This is a genomic window from Azospirillum sp. INR13 (genome assembly GCF_015390205.1).
Taxonomy (GTDB): domain Bacteria; phylum Pseudomonadota; class Alphaproteobacteria; order Azospirillales; family Azospirillaceae; genus Azospirillum.
The window spans coordinates 99,593-117,102 of the sequence record NZ_VUOI01000004.1; the positions used below are offsets into that span (position 1 = coordinate 99,593).

Annotated in this window: 10 protein-coding genes, 2 tRNA genes and 1 pseudogene; 6 read left to right on the forward strand and 7 right to left on the reverse strand. The window is 66.9% G+C overall.

All coding sequences use genetic code 11. The features are described from left to right. Positions 1-63: 63 nt before the first annotated feature. Both otsA and F1643_RS05030 read right to left on the reverse strand, forming a co-directional pair. Positions 64-1,422 carry an alpha,alpha-trehalose-phosphate synthase (UDP-forming) gene (gene otsA, locus F1643_RS05025; protein WP_370540475.1) on the reverse strand — a complete coding sequence of 453 codons (1,359 nt, stop codon included), beginning with the start codon at positions 1,420-1,422 and terminating at the stop codon, positions 64-66. Between the two features lie 584 nt (positions 1,423-2,006). Continuing rightward, positions 2,007-2,936 (reverse strand): annotated as a pseudogene (locus F1643_RS05030) (N-formylglutamate amidohydrolase); the annotation flags it as partial. A 183-nt stretch (positions 2,937-3,119) separates the two neighbouring features. Between F1643_RS05030 and F1643_RS05035 the strand changes: the two are divergent. Then, positions 3,120-3,194: transfer RNA gene (locus tag F1643_RS05035), tRNA-Val, on the forward strand. 59 nt (positions 3,195-3,253) lie between these two features. Here the strand turns inward: F1643_RS05035 and F1643_RS05040 are convergent. The 4 genes from F1643_RS05040 to F1643_RS05055 form a co-directional block, all read right to left on the reverse strand. Then, on the reverse strand, positions 3,254-3,895 hold the full coding sequence (locus F1643_RS05040) for a hypothetical protein (protein ID WP_194911379.1): 642 nt from the start codon (positions 3,893-3,895) through the stop codon (positions 3,254-3,256). After that, the gene (locus tag F1643_RS05045; RefSeq protein ID WP_194911382.1) at positions 3,882-4,712 is read right to left on the reverse strand and encodes a hypothetical protein; all 831 of its coding nucleotides are present in this window, start codon (positions 4,710-4,712) and stop codon (positions 3,882-3,884) included. Before F1643_RS05045 ends, F1643_RS05040 begins: the two co-directional genes overlap by 14 nt. A gap of 183 nt (positions 4,713-4,895) precedes the next feature. Continuing rightward, positions 4,896-4,971: transfer RNA gene (locus tag F1643_RS05050), tRNA-Ala, on the reverse strand. A gap of 160 nt (positions 4,972-5,131) precedes the next feature. Beyond that, positions 5,132-5,521 (reverse strand): TIGR02300 family protein, encoded by a 390-nt coding sequence (locus F1643_RS05055; protein ID WP_149228175.1) that lies wholly within the window; start codon positions 5,519-5,521, stop codon positions 5,132-5,134. Between the two features lie 394 nt (positions 5,522-5,915). Between F1643_RS05055 and aroA the strand changes: the two genes are divergently transcribed. The 3 genes from aroA (at position 5,916) to rpsA (ending at position 9,889) form a co-directional block, all read left to right on the forward strand. Beyond that, a complete protein-coding gene (gene aroA, locus F1643_RS05060) occupies positions 5,916-7,304 on the forward strand; it encodes a 3-phosphoshikimate 1-carboxyvinyltransferase (protein WP_194911389.1) in 1,389 nt (462 codons plus the stop codon). A gap of 4 nt (positions 7,305-7,308) precedes the next feature. Beyond that, entirely contained in the window at positions 7,309-8,007 is a 699-nt protein-coding gene (gene cmk, locus F1643_RS05065) for a (d)CMP kinase (protein WP_194911391.1), read from the forward strand. A gap of 175 nt (positions 8,008-8,182) precedes the next feature. Beyond that, positions 8,183-9,889 carry a 30S ribosomal protein S1 gene (gene rpsA, locus F1643_RS05070; protein WP_014246655.1) on the forward strand — a complete coding sequence of 569 codons (1,707 nt, stop codon included), beginning with the start codon at positions 8,183-8,185 and terminating at the stop codon, positions 9,887-9,889. A gap of 121 nt (positions 9,890-10,010) precedes the next feature. Here the strand turns inward: rpsA and F1643_RS05075 are convergent, their stop codons facing one another. Further along, positions 10,011-10,463 (reverse strand): PRC-barrel domain-containing protein, encoded by a 453-nt coding sequence (locus F1643_RS05075; RefSeq protein WP_194911393.1) that lies wholly within the window; start codon positions 10,461-10,463, stop codon positions 10,011-10,013. Between the two features lie 750 nt (positions 10,464-11,213). Between F1643_RS05075 and F1643_RS05080 the strand changes: the two genes are divergently transcribed. Continuing rightward, the gene (locus F1643_RS05080) at positions 11,214-14,954 is read left to right on the forward strand and encodes a vitamin B12-dependent ribonucleotide reductase (RefSeq protein WP_194911396.1); all 3,741 of its coding nucleotides are present in this window, start codon (positions 11,214-11,216) and stop codon (positions 14,952-14,954) included. Positions 14,955-15,215: 261 nt separating this feature from the next. Then, positions 15,216-17,477 (forward strand): bifunctional diguanylate cyclase/phosphodiesterase, encoded by a 2,262-nt coding sequence (locus F1643_RS05085; RefSeq protein ID WP_194911406.1) that lies wholly within the window; start codon positions 15,216-15,218, stop codon positions 17,475-17,477. The last annotated feature ends 33 nt before the right edge of the window (positions 17,478-17,510 follow it).

Genomic DNA, 17,510 nt, shown 5'->3' on the forward strand with positions numbered 1-17,510 from the left:
CGAGCGGATGCTCAGGTGACCGGAAAGTCATACGGTGCACGGGTCAGCGCGTCCACATAGCTTTCACGCCACCAGCTGATGTCGTGGGCGCCGCAGCGTCCGCATCAAGGCGGCGTGGCGTTCCTTGCGCTCGCCCAGCGGCATGGTCAGCGCCCGCTGCAGAGCGTCGCCGACGCCCTCGATGTCGAAAGGGTTGACGATCAGCGCCTCGCCCATCTCATGCGCGGCGCCGGCGAACTGCGACAGCACCAGCACGCCCGGATTGTCGGCGTCCTGGCAGGCGACATACTCCTTGGCCACCAGATTCATGCCGTCGCGCAGCGGCGTCACCAGCCCCACATTCGCCAGCCGGTAGAAGCCCGCCAGCACGCGCTGGCCGAAGCTGCGGTTCAAATAGCGGATCGGCTGCCAGTCGAACTCGGCGAAGCGGCCGTTGATACGGCCGGCCATCTCCGACAACTCGCGGCGGATGGCGATGTATTCCGGCACGTCCTCGCGGCTCGGCGGGGCGACCTGCAGGAAGGACACGCGGTTGCAATGCTCCGGATAGCTTTCCAGAAGCTGTTCGAAGGCGGCGAAGCGCTGCGGCAGGCCCTTGGAATAGTCCAGCCGGTCGACGCCGATGATCAGCCGGCGGCCGACCAGGCTTTCGCGCAACCGTTCGGCCTGGCGCGAGCGGCCGGCGGTGCGGGCGAGGCTTTCCAGCGCCTCGGTGTCGATGCTGATGGGGAAAACCTTCGCCATCAGGGTGCGGCCGAAGGCGCGGATCACGGCGCTGCCATAGGCGCCGCGCTGCTCCACCGTGCCGTCGGTCTCGGTGCGGATGTAGTCGCAGAAGCCGCGCAGGTCGGTGGCGGTGTGGAAGCCGACCAGATCATAGGCGCACAGCTCGCGGATCAGGTCGCGATGGTTGGGCAGGGCGGTCAGCAGTTCCGGCGGCGGGAAGGGCGTGTGCAGGAAGAAGCCCATGCGCTGCGAACAGCCGCGGCGGCGCAACTCGTCGCCGAAGGGGATCAGGTGATAGTCGTGGACCCAGATCATGTCGTCGGCGCGAAGCAGAGGCTCCAGCCTGTCGGCGAAATAGGCGTTGACCCGCTCATACCCCTCGCGCGTCCGCCGGTTCACCGAGATCAGGCCCAGCCTGTAATGGAACAGCGGCCATAAGGTCTGGTTGGCGAAGCCGTTGTAATATTCCTCATGGTCGCGGCGGCCGAGATCGAGCGTGGCGTAGGTCAGTTTCCCGGCATCGGTCCGGGTCGGTTCGGCCTGGGACTCGCCGTCGACGACGTTTCCGCTCCAGCCGAACCAGATGCCTCCGGTCTTCTTCAGGGCCGCCAGGATGGCGACGGCGAGACCGCCGGCCGCCTGCTTGCCCTCTTCCATCAGGGCCACCCGGTTGGATACGACGACGAGCCTGCTCACGATGTTCTTCTCCTTATTGGCCGCCGGCAGGGCGTTCCGCAGCCCGCAAACCGGACCGCCTCGGCGGATACCCGGCATTGGACCACTCTGAAACGACCGTCGGCGGGCTTGGTTCCGGGCGCCTGCCGTCAAGCTCAAGACAGCGGTCCCAAGGTCCGGCCGCTTCCTGTCCCTTCGGTCATGCCCTTGCACGAAGGGTCATGCTGCACTGCGGCGAACGTCTCTGGCCTATATCCGCTTCGCGATACCTCTGTTGCAGGTTAACGTGATGTAATGCATGAGAAATTCTTTTTGCTCTTGAAGCCGGCCGGGGGCGCGTTCATATTGTGCAGTGCGGCAATGGTCACGCCTCGGCGTGGACGTTGGCGTAACGCACTTCTTGGGCGTTTCCTCCCTAGACTGAAGGCCGCGGGTTCGCCCGCGGCCCTTTTTTTGCGCGAAGGCAGGGCTGGGGGGCAGTGCCGAGCGGAAGCTTGGCCATGAGGGAATAGCGGGAAACTGTGGCAAGGACGGGGCAATGGCCCTGAAATGGCCCCCAACCGTGGATGCCGGACGCCCGCGGCGTCAGCGCGGTCCAGGCCGTGGGGCGGCAGCAGGCCCAGCGTGTCGACCAGTTCGGTCATGTGGCGGGCCAGAACGTTCAGGTAGGGCAGGCGGGTCAGGGCCGCCTCGTCCATGTAGAGGTCGCGGGCGATCTCGATCTGCAGGGCGTGGATGCCCTGGCGCGGCCGGCCGTAGTGGCGGGTGGTGTAGCCGCCGGCATAGGGATTGTTGCGGCTGACGGCATAGCCGAGCCCGCGCAGGAACTCCTCCGCCGCATCGATCACCGCAGGCGCGCAGGCGTTGCCGTAACAGTCGCCCAGCACGATCTCGGGATGGTTGCCGCCCCGCCCGCCGCCTTTCCCGGTGGCGGCGGTGCTGGCCGACGGCATCGAATGGCAATCGATCAGCAGGGCGTGGCCGAAGGCGTCGCGGGTGTCGTCCACCAGCCGGCGCAGGGCGTTGTGGTAGGGGGTGTAGCAGCGGCTGACGCGGTCCAGCGCCTCGGCGAAGCGCAGCTTGCCCCGGTAGATGTCCTCGCCGTTGGCGACCACGCGGGCGATGGTGCCCAGCCCCGCCGCAACGCGGGGCGATCGGGTGTTGACGTAGGCCGGCAGCGGATCGGCGAACATCTCCGGGTCCAGCTCGTAGGCTTCGCGGTTGACGTCCAGATAGGCGCGCGGGAACAGGGCGCGGATCAGCGGCACGCCAAGGCCGGGAGCGAAGGCGAAGATCTCGTCGACGAAACAGTCCTCGGACTTGCGCAGCGCCCGGGCGTCCAGCCGGGATGAGGCGAGGAAGGCGGCGGAATAGGCGTTCCCGCTGTGCGGCGAGGCCAGGACGAGCGGCAGCCTCTGGCTCTGCGGGGCCAGGATGTCGAAGGCTGGGGCATCTGCGGCCGGAATCCCGGCCTTGTCGGGGGCCGGACCGGCGCCGGCACCGGCATCGCGTTGCGCGTCGAAGGAGGCGTCCATGGTTCAATGATGTAATGGACAGCCGGGCCTTTTGTCACGGGAACGCCCGCCGCCCTGCCGCCGTCCGGCAAAAAAAAAGCGCAAGGACTCATGAAAGGGCTTGCGCGTCCGCGCCGAGGTCGGTATACACCCGCCCACGCCGGACGGAACGACGCCACGCGCTCCTCCGCCGGTCGCTACAGTGGGCGGTTAGCTCAGCGGGAGAGCACTACGTTGACATCGTAGGGGTCACTGGTTCAATCCCAGTACCGCCCACCATTCTGAAGGCCGCGAACCGGAACGGGTTCGCGCCTTCGCCGTTTTGGGTCGGGTGTTCCTCAGCGTCGGGAAGGGGCTTTCAGCTGGGTTTGCGCGTTGACGTGGAAGCGTTCGACGCGAGCGGTGAGCGCATCCCGATTGCCCAGTTCGACCAGATCGATCGTTTCTCCATAGATCAGGACGCCGGCGTTCACGTCCTCGTATGCGGTTCCGCTGGCTGTCCAATGCCCGACTTTGACGACCACGTCCCGGTGCCAGGCGAAGTTTTCATCCTCACGGTCACTGCTGTTCTGCAGGATGTAGAGGCGCAGTTCGCTGCGGCAGTCTTCGGGTGATGGGAAACGGTCCGGCTTGGGTTCCCAGTCGCCCCCGCTCCGGTTTTTTTCCTGCGCAAGGCCGGTATCCGACACCACGTCAATGTAGAGCAGGCGACTGCCGCGCTGTGCGCGATCCTCTCCCTGCTCCGCCTCGAAGCCGATCATGCTGAATGGCAGAGCATCCCACATCCACCGACGCGGGTCCTCGATCTTCTGGTCCGGCTGATCGAACTGATACTCGATCCAGCTTGGAATGAAGCCGAGCTGTTCGCGGATTTCTGCCACGATGTGCAGGATCCGCTTCTGGTATCCCCAGAGCAGCCGGTACGCCCGGCGGACGTCTGCAAGCGCCGCCGTCAGGTCATTGCAGTCAGAATCGGTCATGGAATATTCCATCTAGAAAGAAGTTTGAACAGGTGCGCATTTCGCCTTGGAAGCCGAGAGGCGGAAGGTCCGGCCGGCGGAAATGGCCGGTGGCAAACGGGTTATTCAAAGTCGACCAGGGCATTTTTCGCATGTCGCCGAGCCAGCATGGATCTGTCAGCCTTACGCCGTGCCGGATGAGTCCACTGCCGATGTCTTCCAGCAGCCTGTTCTGTTCTGGCCGGTCATGTGACAGTACCTTCCCGATCAGGAGATACAGGTCTCGCCATGAGGCGTATCCAAGATCGAAAGTCTCCGGACGGTCGTCGAACTCACCGTGGGAAAGAGCGGCCAGCCGGTTCAGCGTGTCTCGTTTCAATCCTTCCAACTCACGCTTCGGATTGCGGAGTCCTGACACGGCCAGGACGGATATGGGCCGTCCATCGGCAAACTTGTGGCGGGCCGTCCACCATTCATCGGCAAGCTGGTCGCCATACTGGCTCAGCGTCTCGTCGTGCCGCTTGGCCTCAATTATCAGAATCCGGTCATCGAACTCGATTACGAGGTCAGGTTCGGTTGATCTGCGGGTGACCGCGGGAGCAGTGGCCTTGGGCCATGTCCAGAGTGGCCAGAAGGCGATTGACCCGACAGACGCCGGGAGGCCGGATGCAGGAGGGTGCAGGGGCCAGAGCGAAGGATCGAAAAGGATTGCGATGAGTTGATGGTCCGGAAGATAGGCGAGCCGCTCGAAGACCGTCGACGTTAAACCGTCCTCCAGGAGCTTTGCGTTTCCTTCCGCATCGTAGCGGAGCTTTCCATGTAGTTTTGCGTGCAGCATGCGAATGCCTGCATTCCGAAATTTCTCTCATCCCATGGTAGAGGGGAGCGGCATGAAAATCTATTGATTAGGGAGGGTGTTCATGCCGCTGCTTATCATGCGGGAATAAGGCACTGATTGCAGTTCAAGCCGTGCAGAAAAATACAAAAGGCCCGGCAGTCGCCTGCCGAGCCTTTGGTGTATTGGTGGAGCCAAGGAGGATCGAACTCCTGACCTCTACAATGCCATTGTAGCGCTCTCCCAGCTGAGCTATGGCCCCTTAACTCTGGGGGCCGGTCGTTTCCGTCCGGCCTTGGTGGAGCGGGATAATAGTCAGGCGGCGGAGTGATGCAAGCGGAAAATCGACCGTTTCGCGCTTTTTTTCACCGGCACTCCCGCCGCTCCCGACAACGTTCCCGTCCCACCGGGAAGGGCGCCGGTCAGCGCTCCTCCTCGTCCTCGCCCTCGACGTCGACGACCTCGTCCATGTCGTCCTCGCCCAGCTCCGACGTGTCCTCGATCAGGACATCGTCCTCATCGTCGGCAGTGTCGTCGGTCTCCTCGATGTCCTCGACGGACATGTCGTCCTCGACATCCTCCAGCTCCGGAGTCTCGGCCTCGGTCTCGGCCTCCTCCTCGTCCTCGGCCACCACCGCCACCTTCTTGGTGTCGTCGGCCGGGGCCGGGCGGGCCTTGCGGGACTTCAGCAGGGCCTCGGGATCGAATTGCGCACCGCAGCTCGGGCAGACCGGCGGGTCCTTGCGCATGTCGTAATAGCGAGCGCCACAGCTCGGGCAGATGCGCTTGACGCCCCATTCGGGTTTGGCCACGCCAGTGTCCTCCGTCACATAAATCAGGGGGGTTCTCAAGAGGCGCCCTTTGCCACGGCCAGAGGCGCTTGTCAAAAAAAAGATGCCGGAACGGCGGCGCGGCCGGATGCCGCCGGTGCGCAGGCGCCGCGGGAAAGAGGTATCCCGCCCGGGCAGGGGTTGCCTTTACAGGGCGTTAACCATAACTGGCTAGAACGGACCTGCACACCGTGCAACTCCTCCACTTGGTTTCCTCCTTGAACTCGGGGCCGCCTTCGGGCGGCCTCTTTTCGTTTGTGCCCGGCCGGCATCCGGAAGGGCGGGGGATGGAGTCCGGCCCTCTCGCATCGCGACGGGGGCTGTGATAGGAACGCGGCCACAACCGCTTCACGTTCCGATCCGAAGGACCCGTCCCATGACGCAGGCCCCCGTCACGCAGACCCCCGTCACGCAGGTGAAGCCGCTGCGCTCCGCCGCCACCGGCGCGATCCAGGGCAGCATCCGCGTGCCCGGCGACAAGTCGATCTCGCACCGGTCGCTGATGCTGGGCGCCATCGCCGTGGGCGAGACGGTGATCCACGGCCTGCTGGAGGGAGAGGACGTCCTGCACACCGCGGCGGCCATGCGCCTGCTGGGCGCCCAGGCGGAGCGGGAAGACGACGGCCAGGGGGCGGGCGTCTGGCGCGTGCGCGGCGTCGGGCTGGGCGCGCTGCAGGAGCCGGCGCAGGTGCTGGACATGGGCAACAGCGGCACCGCCGCCCGCCTGCTGATGGGGCTGGTCGCCGGCCACCCGATCACCTGCGTCTTCACCGGCGACGCCTCGCTGAACAAGCGCCCGATGGCCCGCGTCACCAAGCCGCTGGAGGAGATGGGCGCCCGCTTCGTCGGCCGCTCCGGCGGCCGGCTGCCGCTGACCGTGGTCGGCAGCGGCGATCTGGTCCCGATCACCTACCGGCTGCCGGTGGCGTCGGCCCAGGTGAAGTCGGCGATCCTGCTGGCCGGGCTCAACACCGCCGGCGCCACCACGGTGATCGAGGCGGAGCCGACGCGCGACCACACCGAACTGATGCTGCGCCATTTCGGCGCTACCGTGACGACCGAGCGGCTGGAGGACGGCTCCCTCGCCGTCACCGTCACCGGCCAGCCGGAACTGAGCGGGCGGACCATCCATGTGCCGGCCGACCCCAGCAGCGCCGCCTTCCCGGCGGTCGCCGCCCTGCTGCGGCCGGGCTCGGAACTGCTGCTGAACGACGTCGGCATGAACCCGCGCCGCACCGGTCTTTATGACACGCTGGTGGAGATGGGCGCCGACATCGCCTTCGAGAACCGTCGCGACCAGGCGGGGGAGCCGGTGGCCGACCTGCGGGTGAAGTACAGCGCCCTCAAGGGTGTGGTGGTGCCGGCCGACCGCGCGCCGAGCATGATCGACGAGTACCCGGTCCTGGCCGCCGCCGCCGCCTGTGCCGAGGGCACCACGGTGATGCTGGGCCTGAAGGAACTGCGGGTGAAGGAGAGCGACCGCCTCGCCATGGTGGCGGAAGGCCTGACCCGCTGCGGCGTGTCGGTGGAGGTCGGCGCCGACGACAGCCTGACGGTGCACGGCACCGGGGGCACGGGGAAGGGGCCGAAGGGCGGCGCCACCGTCGCCACCGCCATGGACCACCGCATCGCCATGAGCTTCCTGGTGCTGGGCATGGCGTCGGAACAGCCGATTTCGGTGGACGACGGCGCCTTCATCGACACCAGCTTCCCCGGCTTCGTCGGGCTGATGAACGGGCTGGGCGCGAAGATCGGCGAGGCGTGAGGCGATGACGCAGCCGCTATCCAACCAGGAGACCCCGGCCAAGGCGGTCGTCGTCGCCATCGACGGCCCGGCCGCCAGCGGCAAGGGCACCCTGTCGCAGCGCATCGCCGACGCCTTCGGCTTCGCCCATCTCGACACCGGCGTGCTGTACCGCGCGGTCGGCGTGTCGGTGCTGCGGGCCGGCGGCGATCCGGCCGACAACGCCGCGGCGGCGCGGGCGGCCTATGAGCTGCACCCCGAACACCCGATCCTGCAGGAGGTGGCGCTGCGCACCGACGAGGCGGCGCAGGCGGCCAGCAAGGTGGCGGCGGTGCCGGAGGTGCGGGCGGCGCTTCTCGACTTCCAGCGGCGCTTCGCGGCCCATCCGCCGGGCGGCGCGCCAGGGGCGGTTCTGGACGGGCGCGACATCGGAACGGTGGTCTGCCCGGATGCCCAGGCCAAACTGTTCGTTACCGCTTCGGTGGAGGTCCGGGCCGAACGGCGACTCAAGGAGTTGCAGAGACGAGGGATTCCGGCTATATCCTCCGATGTCCTGGAGGACATGAAGGCTCGTGATGCGCGTGACAGCCAGAGAGCGGTAGCCCCGCTCCGTCCGGCTGTCGACGCTTTTGTGCTTGATACCTCCGCTCTCGATGCCGATCAGGTGTTCTCGATGGCGGTCGCTCACATCGGCTCGAAGACCGGTCTGAAGCCAGCGGCGTGACGTCGCGGTTCCGGCGGTCGGAAGCGGCGCGGGCGGGTCGGACGCCCTCCACGGAAAACCATCAACCAAGTCGCCGGGCGTGGTGCCCGGCGCGGCGGTTCGGTCGAGGTCCCACCCGTTTTGCCGCGGGAGGGACCGGAACGGGGCTGCTTTCGCGCCACCTTTAGGAGTTTCAATGGCACAGTCACTGGCCCGCACGGTCGAAAAGGAAAGCTTCGCGTCTCTTCTCGAAGAGTCGCTGGGCGCGGCCGAGTCGCTCGAAGGCACGGTCGTCAAGGGACGCGTCGTCGCCGTCGAGAACGACATGGTCACCATCGACGTCGGTCTGAAGTCGGAAGGCCGCGTCGCGCTGAAGGAATTCGCCGTTGCCGGCCAGCCGCCCGAGCTGAAGGCGGGCGACACCGTCGAGGTCTACCTCGAGCGGATGGAAGACAAGAACGGCGAAGCGATGCTGAGCCGTGAGAAGGCGAAGCGCGAAGAGGCCTGGGCCCTGCTGGAGAAGTCGTTCAACGACCAGACCCGCGTCACCGGCGTCATCTTCGGCCGCGTCAAGGGCGGCTTCACGGTCGACCTGTCGGGCGCCGTGGCCTTCCTGCCGGGCAGCCAGGTCGACATCCGTCCGGTCCGCGACATCTCCCCGCTGCTGGGCACCCCGCAGCCGTTCCAGATCCTGAAGATGGACCGCTCGCGCGGCAACATCGTCGTGTCGCGCCGCGCCGTGCTCGAAGAGAGCCGTGCGGAGGCCCGTTCGGAGCTGGTGGCCAACCTCAAGGAAGGCCAGATCCTCCAGGGCGTCGTCAAGAACATCACCGACTACGGTGCGTTCGTCGACCTGGGCGGCGTGGACGGCCTGCTGCACGTCACCGACATCGCGTGGCGCCGCATCAACCATCCGTCGGAAGCCCTGCAGATCGGCCAGACCGTCACGGTCCAGGTCATCCGCTTCAACCCGGAGACCCAGCGCATCAGCCTCGGCATGAAGCAGCTGGAAGCCGATCCGTGGGAAGGCGTCGAAGCCAAGTACCCGGTCAGCGCCAAGTTCAAGGGCCGCGTCACCAACATCACCGACTACGGCGCCTTCGTGGAGCTGGAGCCGGGGATCGAGGGCCTGGTCCACGTTTCGGAAATGTCCTGGACCAAGAAGAACGTCCATCCGGGCAAGATCGTGTCGACTTCGCAGGAAGTCGAGGTCATGGTCCTGGACGTCGATCCGCAGAAGCGCCGCATCAGCCTCGGCCTGAAGCAGTGCCTGGACAACCCGTGGGAGACCTTCACCGACAAGTTCGGTCCGGGCACCGAGCTGGAAGGCGAAGTCAAGAACATCACCGAGTTCGGTCTGTTCGTCGGCCTGCCGGGCGACATCGACGGCATGGTCCACATGTCCGATCTCGACTGGAACAAGTCGGGTGAAGAGGCGATCGCCGAGTACAAGAAGGGCGACCGCGTCAAGGTCAAGGTTCTCGACGTCGACGTCGAGAAGGAGCGCATCAGCCTCGGCATCAAGCAGCTGGCGAACGACCCGTTCGAGGCTGCTACCGCCGGTCTGAAGAAGAACGAGGTCGTGACCTGCACCGTGACGCAGGTGACGGACGGCGGCATCGAAGTGGCCGTCGGCGAGGGCTACACCGGCTTCATCCGCAAGTCGGACCTGTCCCGCGAGCGTTCCGAACAGCGCCCGGACCGTTTCGCCGTCGGCGAGAAGGTCGACGCCAAGGTCACCCAGATCGACCGCGCTTCCCGCCGCATCTCGCTGTCCATCAAGGCCCGCGAGATGGAGGAAGAGAAGCAGGCGATGGCCGAGTTCGGTTCGTCCGACTCGGGCGCCTCGCTGGGCGACATCCTGGGCGCCGCTCTGAAGCGCAAGCAGCAGAACGACGAGTGATCGCCTGACGCCGTTCTCCCTCACAACACTGTGGGGGAGGGGGCTCGCGATCTCCCGGAAGGGTAAGAGAAAGGCCGCGTCCCGCTTGGGGCGCGGCCTTTTTCGTTGGTCGATCCGGTTGCTACCGCCGCGGCTCCGGGCTTCGGGTCAGGGAGGTGATGCTGTCGTCGTAGCGGAATTCGGGCATGTCGCGGACGCTGGCGGCGGTCACGTCGCGGAGTTGGATCGCCTCGGTGCCGGTGCGGATGTCGGCCAGGGTCAGGTCGGCCGCAATGTCCTTGCCGCCGAAGCCCAGGATGCCGCCGGAGTGGATGACGATGTATTGGGCCTCGCCCTTGTCGTCGAGGATCACGTCGGTGACGGTGCCGATCTTCGACCCGTCCGCTCCCACGACGCCGCGGTTCATCAGCTGGTCGACGCTGGGACCGGTCTTGCGCTCCACCGCGGCGCCGACGACCGGAGTCGAGCCGTTGACGATCACCGTCTGGGCTCTCGAATCCGGTGGGGTCGCAATGCCGACCAGCAGTGTCAGCGCAGGCAGTGCCAACCACATCTTGTGCGTGATCTTCAGCATGGGTGCCTCTCCTCCCCCAGACCCACGACGGAGTCGCCTCTGCTCCAGGGTCTTCAACCGGAGGCTCGGGGAATAGTTGCGGGGGGGCGGCTTCTGCCCCTCTTCCGTGTCTCGACCCTGGGCCGACAGCGGCGACTCGGGGGCTGACGCGGCCGGCTTTTCGAGTCGCTCCCGGGATTCCGCTGCTTTGCCTCGAGTCGCGACACAGCGAATCGGTGGTGGGTCGAACAGGCCACAGGCAACAATATGTTGATTTCCGCCGCAACGAAGCACTGGCGGACGGCGGTGTTTTGCGCTCTAATCGGGGCGTGGCGCCGTCCGGTCCAACATGGGCGGTGATTCGAGTGCCTACAGTTTGTGCCTCGCGGTCGCGATGCGGCCCACCACCGCCACCGAAAAATTTCTTGGCAGGCGGGAACAGGATCCCCGGTCACGGGTTGAACACCGCAGGATCAAGGTTTTGAGGGGTTCAGTGATGTCAACCACAATATCTAGCAGAGTGGGGCTTGCTTGCCCCGGTCGCGCTGGCTAGGATGCCGCCCACGTGACCCGGCCGGCTTGAGCGGCGGCCCCGGTCGGCAACGCAGCGGCGACGGCAGGCAGTCGGGCATCGTGCTCCTGTCTGTACGGCGCCATCTGCATTGCCGGGCCGGACGGCGGACAGGACCGCCGGCCGCTTTTCGGGACGGGTCGCACCACATTTCCATTCGAGTCCGCCGCGGCGGGCTCCAAGCAGGGGACAGTCTCATCATGCGGATCGAGCGTCGTTTCACGCACGAAGGTCAGGACGCCTACGCCAGCCTCGGCTTCCGCCAGGCGACCAGCGAGATCCGCAACCCGGATGGTACGATCGTCTTCCAGCAGACCGGCATCGAGGTGCCGGACAACTTCTCGCAGGTCGCCAGCGACATCCTGGCCCAGAAGTATTTCCGCAAGGCCGGCGTTCCCGCCGCGCTCCGCGCCGTGGAGGAGAACACCGTTCCGTCCTGGCTGTGGCGCAAGGAAGCCGACCAGGAGAAGCTGGCCGCACTGCCGAAGGAGAAGCGCTTCGTCGGTGAGCATTCGGCCAAGCAGGTGTTCGACCGTCTGGCCGGCACCTGGACCTATTGGGGCTGGAAGGGCGGCTATTTCGACACCGAAGCCGACGCCCGCACCTTCTTCGACGAGATGCGCTTCATGCTGGCCGCCCAGATGGCGGCCCCGAACAGCCCGCAGTGGTTCAACACCGGCCTGCACTGGGCCTACGGCATCGACGGCCCGAGCCAGGGCCACTTCTACGTCGATTTCAAGACCGGCCTGCTGACCTCCTCCGCCTCGGCCTACGAGCACCCGCAGCCGCACGCCTGCTTCATCCAGTCCGTCGCCGACGATCTGGTGAACGAGGGTGGCATCATGGACCTGTGGGTGCGTGAGGCCCGCCTGTTCAAGTACGGCTCGGGCACCGGCTCCAACTTCTCCCGCCTGCGCGGCGAGGGCGAGAAGCTGGCCGGCGGCGGCAAGTCGTCGGGCCTGATGAGCTTCCTGAAGATCGGCGACCGCGCTGCCGGCGCCATCAAGTCGGGCGGCACCACCCGGCGTGCGGCCAAGATGGTCACGGTGGACATGGACCACCCGGACATCGAAGGCTACATCGACTGGAAGGTGAACGAGGAGCAGAAGGTCGCGGCGCTCGTGACCGGCTCCAAGATCTGCCAGAAGCACCTGACGGCGGTGATGGCCGCCGCCCAGTCGGGCCTGGACCCGAAGGAGAACAAGGAGCTGAAGAAGGCGATCCTCGCTGCCCGCAAGGATCAGGTGTCGGAGAACTACATCCAGCGCGTGATCCAGTTCGCCGGCCAGGGCTTCGCCTCCATCGAGTTCAAGACCTACAACACCGACTGGGATTCGGAAGCCTACCTGACGGTCTCCGGGCAGAACTCCAACAACTCCGTGCGCATCTCCAACGAGTTCGTGCAGGCGGTGCTGGACGATGCCGACTGGAACCTGATCGGCCGCACGAACGGCAAGGTGGTGAAGACCGTCCGTGCCCGCGACCTGTGGGACAAGGTCGGCTACGCCGCCTGGGCCTGCGCCGATCCGGGCGTTCAGTTCGACAGCACCATCAACGAGTGGCACACCTGCCCGGCCTCGGGGCGCATCAACGCCTCGAACCCGTGCTCGGAGTACATGTTCCTCGACGACACCGCCTGCAATCTGGCGTCGCTGAACCTGATGTCGTTCCGTCTGAAGGACGGTTCCTTCGACGTCGAGGCGTTCGAGCATGCCTGCCGGCTGTGGACCGTCGTGCTGGAAATCTCCGTGCTGATGGCGCAGTTCCCGTCGAAGGAAATCGCCCAGCTCTCCTATGAGTTCCGCACGCTGGGCCTGGGCTTCGCCAATCTCGGCGGCCTGCTGATGGCGTCGGGCCTGTCCTACGACTCGGACGAGGGCCGCGCCTACTGCGCCGGCATCTCCGCCGTCATGACCGGCGTCGCCTATGCCACCTCGGCCGAGATGGCGCAGGAACTGGGCACCTTCCCGGGCTTCGAGGCCAACCGCGACCACATGCTGCGGGTCATCCGCAACCATCGCCGCGCCGCCAACGGCGAGATGAACGGCTATGAGGGGCTGGCGGTCGAGCCGGTGCCCTTCGTCGCCGACCTCTGCCCGGACCAGGAACTGGCGCTCGCCGCCGTCCGCGTGTGGGACGAGGCGCTGGAACTGGGCGAGGCCCACGGCTACCGCAACGCCCAGGCCACCGTGGTCGCCCCGACCGGCACCATCGGCCTGGTGATGGACTGCGACACCACCGGCATCGAGCCGGACTTCGCCCTGGTGAAGTTCAAGAAGCTGGCCGGCGGCGGCTATTTCAAGATCGTCAACCGGCTGGTGCCGGAGGCGCTGAAGACGCTCGGCTACACCCCGGAGCAGATCGAGGAGATCGCGCTCTACGCGGTCGGCCACGGCACGCTGAAGACCGCGCCGGGCGTGAACCACGAGTCGCTGAAGGCCAAGGGCTTCACCGACGAGCTGCTGGAGCGTCTGGAAGGCAACCTCGCCACCGCCTTCGACATCAAGTTCGTCTTCAACCGCTGGACCATCGGCGCCGACTTCTGCACCCAGACGCTGGGCATCCCGCCCGAGACGCTGGACGCTCCGGGCTTCGACCTGCTGAGCCACATCGGCTTCACCAAGGCGCAGATCGAGCAGGCCAACACCTTCTGCTGCGGCGCCATGACGCTGGAAGGCGCGCCCTTCCTCAAGGACGAGCACCTGTCGGTGTTCGACTGCGCCAACCCCTGCGGCCGCATCGGCAAGCGCTTCCTGTCCTGGGAATCGCACATCACGATGATGGCGGCGGCGCAGCCCTTCATCTCCGGCGCCATCTCCAAGACCATCAACATGCCGAACACGGCGACGGTCGACGAGTGCAAGGACGCCTACCTGATGTCCTGGCGCCTGGGCCTGAAGGCGAACGCGCTGTACCGCGACGGCTCCAAGCTGAGCCAGCCGCTGCAGGCCGCCCTGCTCGACGACGAGGAGGATGGCGAGGCGGTCGAGGCGATGATCGAGGCGCCGGCCGCGATCCGCGCCCAGATGGTCACCGAGCGCATCGTCGAGAAGGTGATCGAGCGGGTGGTGGAGCGGAAGAGCAGCTCGCGCGAGCGTCTGCCGCACCGCCGCAAGGGCTACACCCAGAAGGCCAATGTCGGCGGCCACAAGGTGTACCTGCGCACCGGCGAGTATGAGGACGGCCGCCTGGGCGAGATCTTCATCGACATGCACAAGGAAGGCGCCGCCTTCCGGTCGCTGATGAACAACTTCGCCATCGCGGTGTCGATCGGCCTGCAGTACGGCGTGCCGCTGGAGGAGTTCGTGGAGGCCTTCACCTTCACGCGCTTCGAGCCGTCGGGCATGGTGACCGGCAACGACACCATCAAGATGGCGACCTCGGTCATCGACTACATCTTCCGCGAGATCGCCATCTCCTACCTGAACCGCACCGATCTGGCGCACGCCACGCCGGAGGATCTGGTGCCCTTCACGGTGGGCAGCGGCGACAAGCAGGGCGACCTGCCGGATACCCAGGTGCAGCCGTCCGACATCGTCCGCCGCATCGCGTCGACCGGCTATGTCCGCAACAACCTGCGCGTCCTGCATGGTGGCCAGACCCAGCGGGCCAGCGCCGCGGCGGCCTTCGCCGCCACCGGTACCGACACCGCAGCCGTCAGCGCCACCGCGTCGGCCGGCACGCATGGGGCGGCCCAGGCTGCCATGGTGGCCAGCCCGGCGGTTGCCGCCGCCACCGTCCAGGGCCATGTCGCCGCCACCGCGGCCACCGGCACGGCCTATGGCGGCAGCACCAGCGACCAGCGCTTCGACCGCATCCGCGAGGCCCGCGCCCGTGGCTATGAGGGCGATCCCTGCGGCGAGTGCGGCAACATGACCCTGGTCCGCAACGGCACCTGCCTGAAGTGCGACAGCTGCGGGTCGACCACCGGCTGCAGCTGAGTCTTTCCCCGGGCGGCACTCCGTCGGAGTGCCATGGGGTGATGGACGATGAAAGGGGAGGGAGCGGGAGACCGCTTCCTCCTCTTTGCTTGTGTGCGAACGGATCCACGCATCACTGCTTGGAATCATTCCGGTGTGCTTGTGCCAGCAGGGTCCGAATGCGACGAGCGCTTGACCGCGCAGCGTGTGTTCATGTTAGCTGATTCTCCCGGGAGCGCCGGCGCGGCGTTCCCCGAAGGAAGTCCGGGGGGATCAGGGGTCATGGATTCGGCCGGGGCCGCGCTGGACGACCGTCTGCCGTCCGATCGCCTTTTGCGGGTGACCGCTGCGCAATGGAGTGCGGCGCTGGTTTGGACCGGGCCCGACGGAACCATCGTCGGCGCCAATCCGGCTTTCGCCCGCCTTGCCGGCTGTCCGCTCGACGGCATGATCGGCCGGTCGTTGCCCGCGCTGCTCGACACCGGCGGACGCGACTGGCGGACGATTTGGGACGGGGTGCAGGGCGACCGTCCGCCGCCCGGCAGCGGCGCCCTCTGCATTCCGCGCCGCGATCCGGTCCCGGTCGATCTGCACTGGCAGCATTTGGCCGACGGTGCCGACTCCCTGGTTCTGTGCGAGATGCGCGGCTTCGACGAGCGCGAGCGGGCGGAGGCGGTTGCCCGCCTGCAGCAGGACGTGCTGGAATTGGTGGCCGCCGGCCGGTCGCTGAAGCAGGTTCTGGACTTCCTGTGCCGGCAGGTGGAGGCCTGTGCGCCGGAGGTCGCCTGTTCGGTGATGCTGCGCGACGACGAAAACCGCATGCGGGTGGCCGCCGCCCCGTCTCTGCCCGGCGCCTACGCCGCCGCCATCGACGGGCTGCCCATCGAACCGGACGTTGGAACCTGCGGCACCGCGATGAGCCGGGGCGAAGCGGTCATGTGTGCCGACATTGCCACCGATCCCTATTGGGCGTCCCGCCGGGAGTTGCCGCTGGCCCACGGGTTGGCTGCGTGCTGGTCCAATCCGATCAAGGGACGAAGTGCCCGGATACTGGGCAGCTTCGCGCTCTATTACCGCGAGCCGCGTCCCGCCGCCCCCTTCCACCGGCGGCTGGTGGAGGCCTGCGTGCATTTGTGCGCGCTGGCCATCGAGCATGACCGGGCGCGGGCGGAGATCAACCGGTTGGCCTATTTCGACACGCTGACCGGGCTGCCCAATCGCCAGCTTCTGGCCGACCGTGCCACCGCGGCGCTGGCGCTGGCCGGACGCACGCGCCAGCCGGTAACGCTGATGTTCCTGGACGTCGACCGCTTCAAGACCATCAACGATTCGCTGGGGCATGCGGTCGGCGACCAGCTGCTGGTGGAGGTGGCGAACCGGCTGCGGCGCCTGTTCATCGAGGGGGACACGCTGGCCCGGCCGGGCGGGGACGAGTTCGTGGCATTGCTGCCGGGCTGCGACGCGGCCCATGCCTCGCTGCTGGCCGAGCGGGTGCTCGCCAGCCTGTCGGCGCCGCTGACGGTGGCCGACCTGACGCTGACCCCCACCGCCAGCATCGGCATCGCCGTCCATCCCGACGACGGGATGGATTTCGACACGCTGCTGCGTCAGGCCGACGCGGCGATGTACCGGGCCAAGCAGGCCGGCCGCAACCGCTGCCATTTCTTCCGCCGCGACATGAACGAACAGGCGGTGCGCCGGCTGGAGATGGAGGCGGCGCTGCGCGAGGCGCTGGACCGGCAGGAGAATGGCCCACGGGAAGATGCGGCAGGAGAGGCGCCGTTCGAACTGCATTACCAGCCGCAGGTCCGGCTGAAGCCGCACCGCCTGCACCGGGTGGAGGCGCTGATCCGCTGGACCCACCCGCGCTGGGGGGCGGTATCGCCGATGGAGTTCGTGCCGCTGGCCGAGGAATGCGGACTGATCGACCGGCTGGACAGCTGGGTGCTGGAGACATCGGTCGCGCAGCTCGGCCGCTGGCGCGCCGCCGGGGTGCCGGTGCCGGGGCTGGCGGTCAACGTCTCGGCGGTCCGCTTCGCCCGCGGCGATCTGCCGGACCAGGTGCGCGCCGCGCTGGCCGCCAACGGCATCCCGGCGAACGACCTGACGCTGGAGATCACCGAACGGCTGATGATGACGGAGGAGGTTGGGGCGCACGATGCGCTGGATGCCCTGCACGCGCTGGGCGTCACCCTGTCGATCGACGATTTCGGCACCGGCTATTCCTCCTTGAGCTACCTGAAGCGCTTCCCCGTCGGCGAGCTGAAGATCGACCGCAGCTTCGTCAAGGAGTTGGACATCGACGCCGCCAACCGGCCGCTGGTGCGCGCCATCATCCAGATCGGCGAGGCGCTGGGCCTGACCGTCGTGGCCGAAGGGGTGGAGCGCGAGGCCCAGCACCGCATGCTGGAGGCGGAAGGCTGCTCCATCGGCCAGGGATACCGCTTCGCCCGGCCGATGCCGGCCGATGCGCTGGTGCGCTGGCTGGCCGGGGAAGGCAAGCACTGGGTGGAGTGTCCGGCCGACGCCTGCTTCAGCATCTGAAACATTTGCGGAGGAAACGGTCCCGTTTTTCTT

What these genes read in the sequence shown, in the direction of transcription:
- cmk (WP_194911391.1), top strand. Translation starts at nt 7,309, where the DNA reads ATGACGCAGCCGCTATCCAACCAGGAGACCCCGGCCAAGGCGGTCGTC.
- F1643_RS05045 (WP_194911382.1), bottom strand. Translation starts at nt 4,712, where the DNA reads ATGCTGCACGCAAAACTACATGGAAAGCTCCGCTACGATGCGGAAGGA.
- F1643_RS05085 (WP_194911406.1), top strand. Translation starts at nt 15,216, where the DNA reads ATGGATTCGGCCGGGGCCGCGCTGGACGACCGTCTGCCGTCCGATCGC.
- F1643_RS05080 (WP_194911396.1), top strand. Translation starts at nt 11,214, where the DNA reads ATGCGGATCGAGCGTCGTTTCACGCACGAAGGTCAGGACGCCTACGCC.
- aroA (WP_194911389.1), top strand. Translation starts at nt 5,916, where the DNA reads ATGACGCAGGCCCCCGTCACGCAGACCCCCGTCACGCAGGTGAAGCCG.
- rpsA (WP_014246655.1), top strand. Translation starts at nt 8,183, where the DNA reads ATGGCACAGTCACTGGCCCGCACGGTCGAAAAGGAAAGCTTCGCGTCT.
- F1643_RS05040 (WP_194911379.1), bottom strand. Translation starts at nt 3,895, where the DNA reads ATGACCGATTCTGACTGCAATGACCTGACGGCGGCGCTTGCAGACGTC.
- F1643_RS05075 (WP_194911393.1), bottom strand. Translation starts at nt 10,463, where the DNA reads ATGCTGAAGATCACGCACAAGATGTGGTTGGCACTGCCTGCGCTGACA.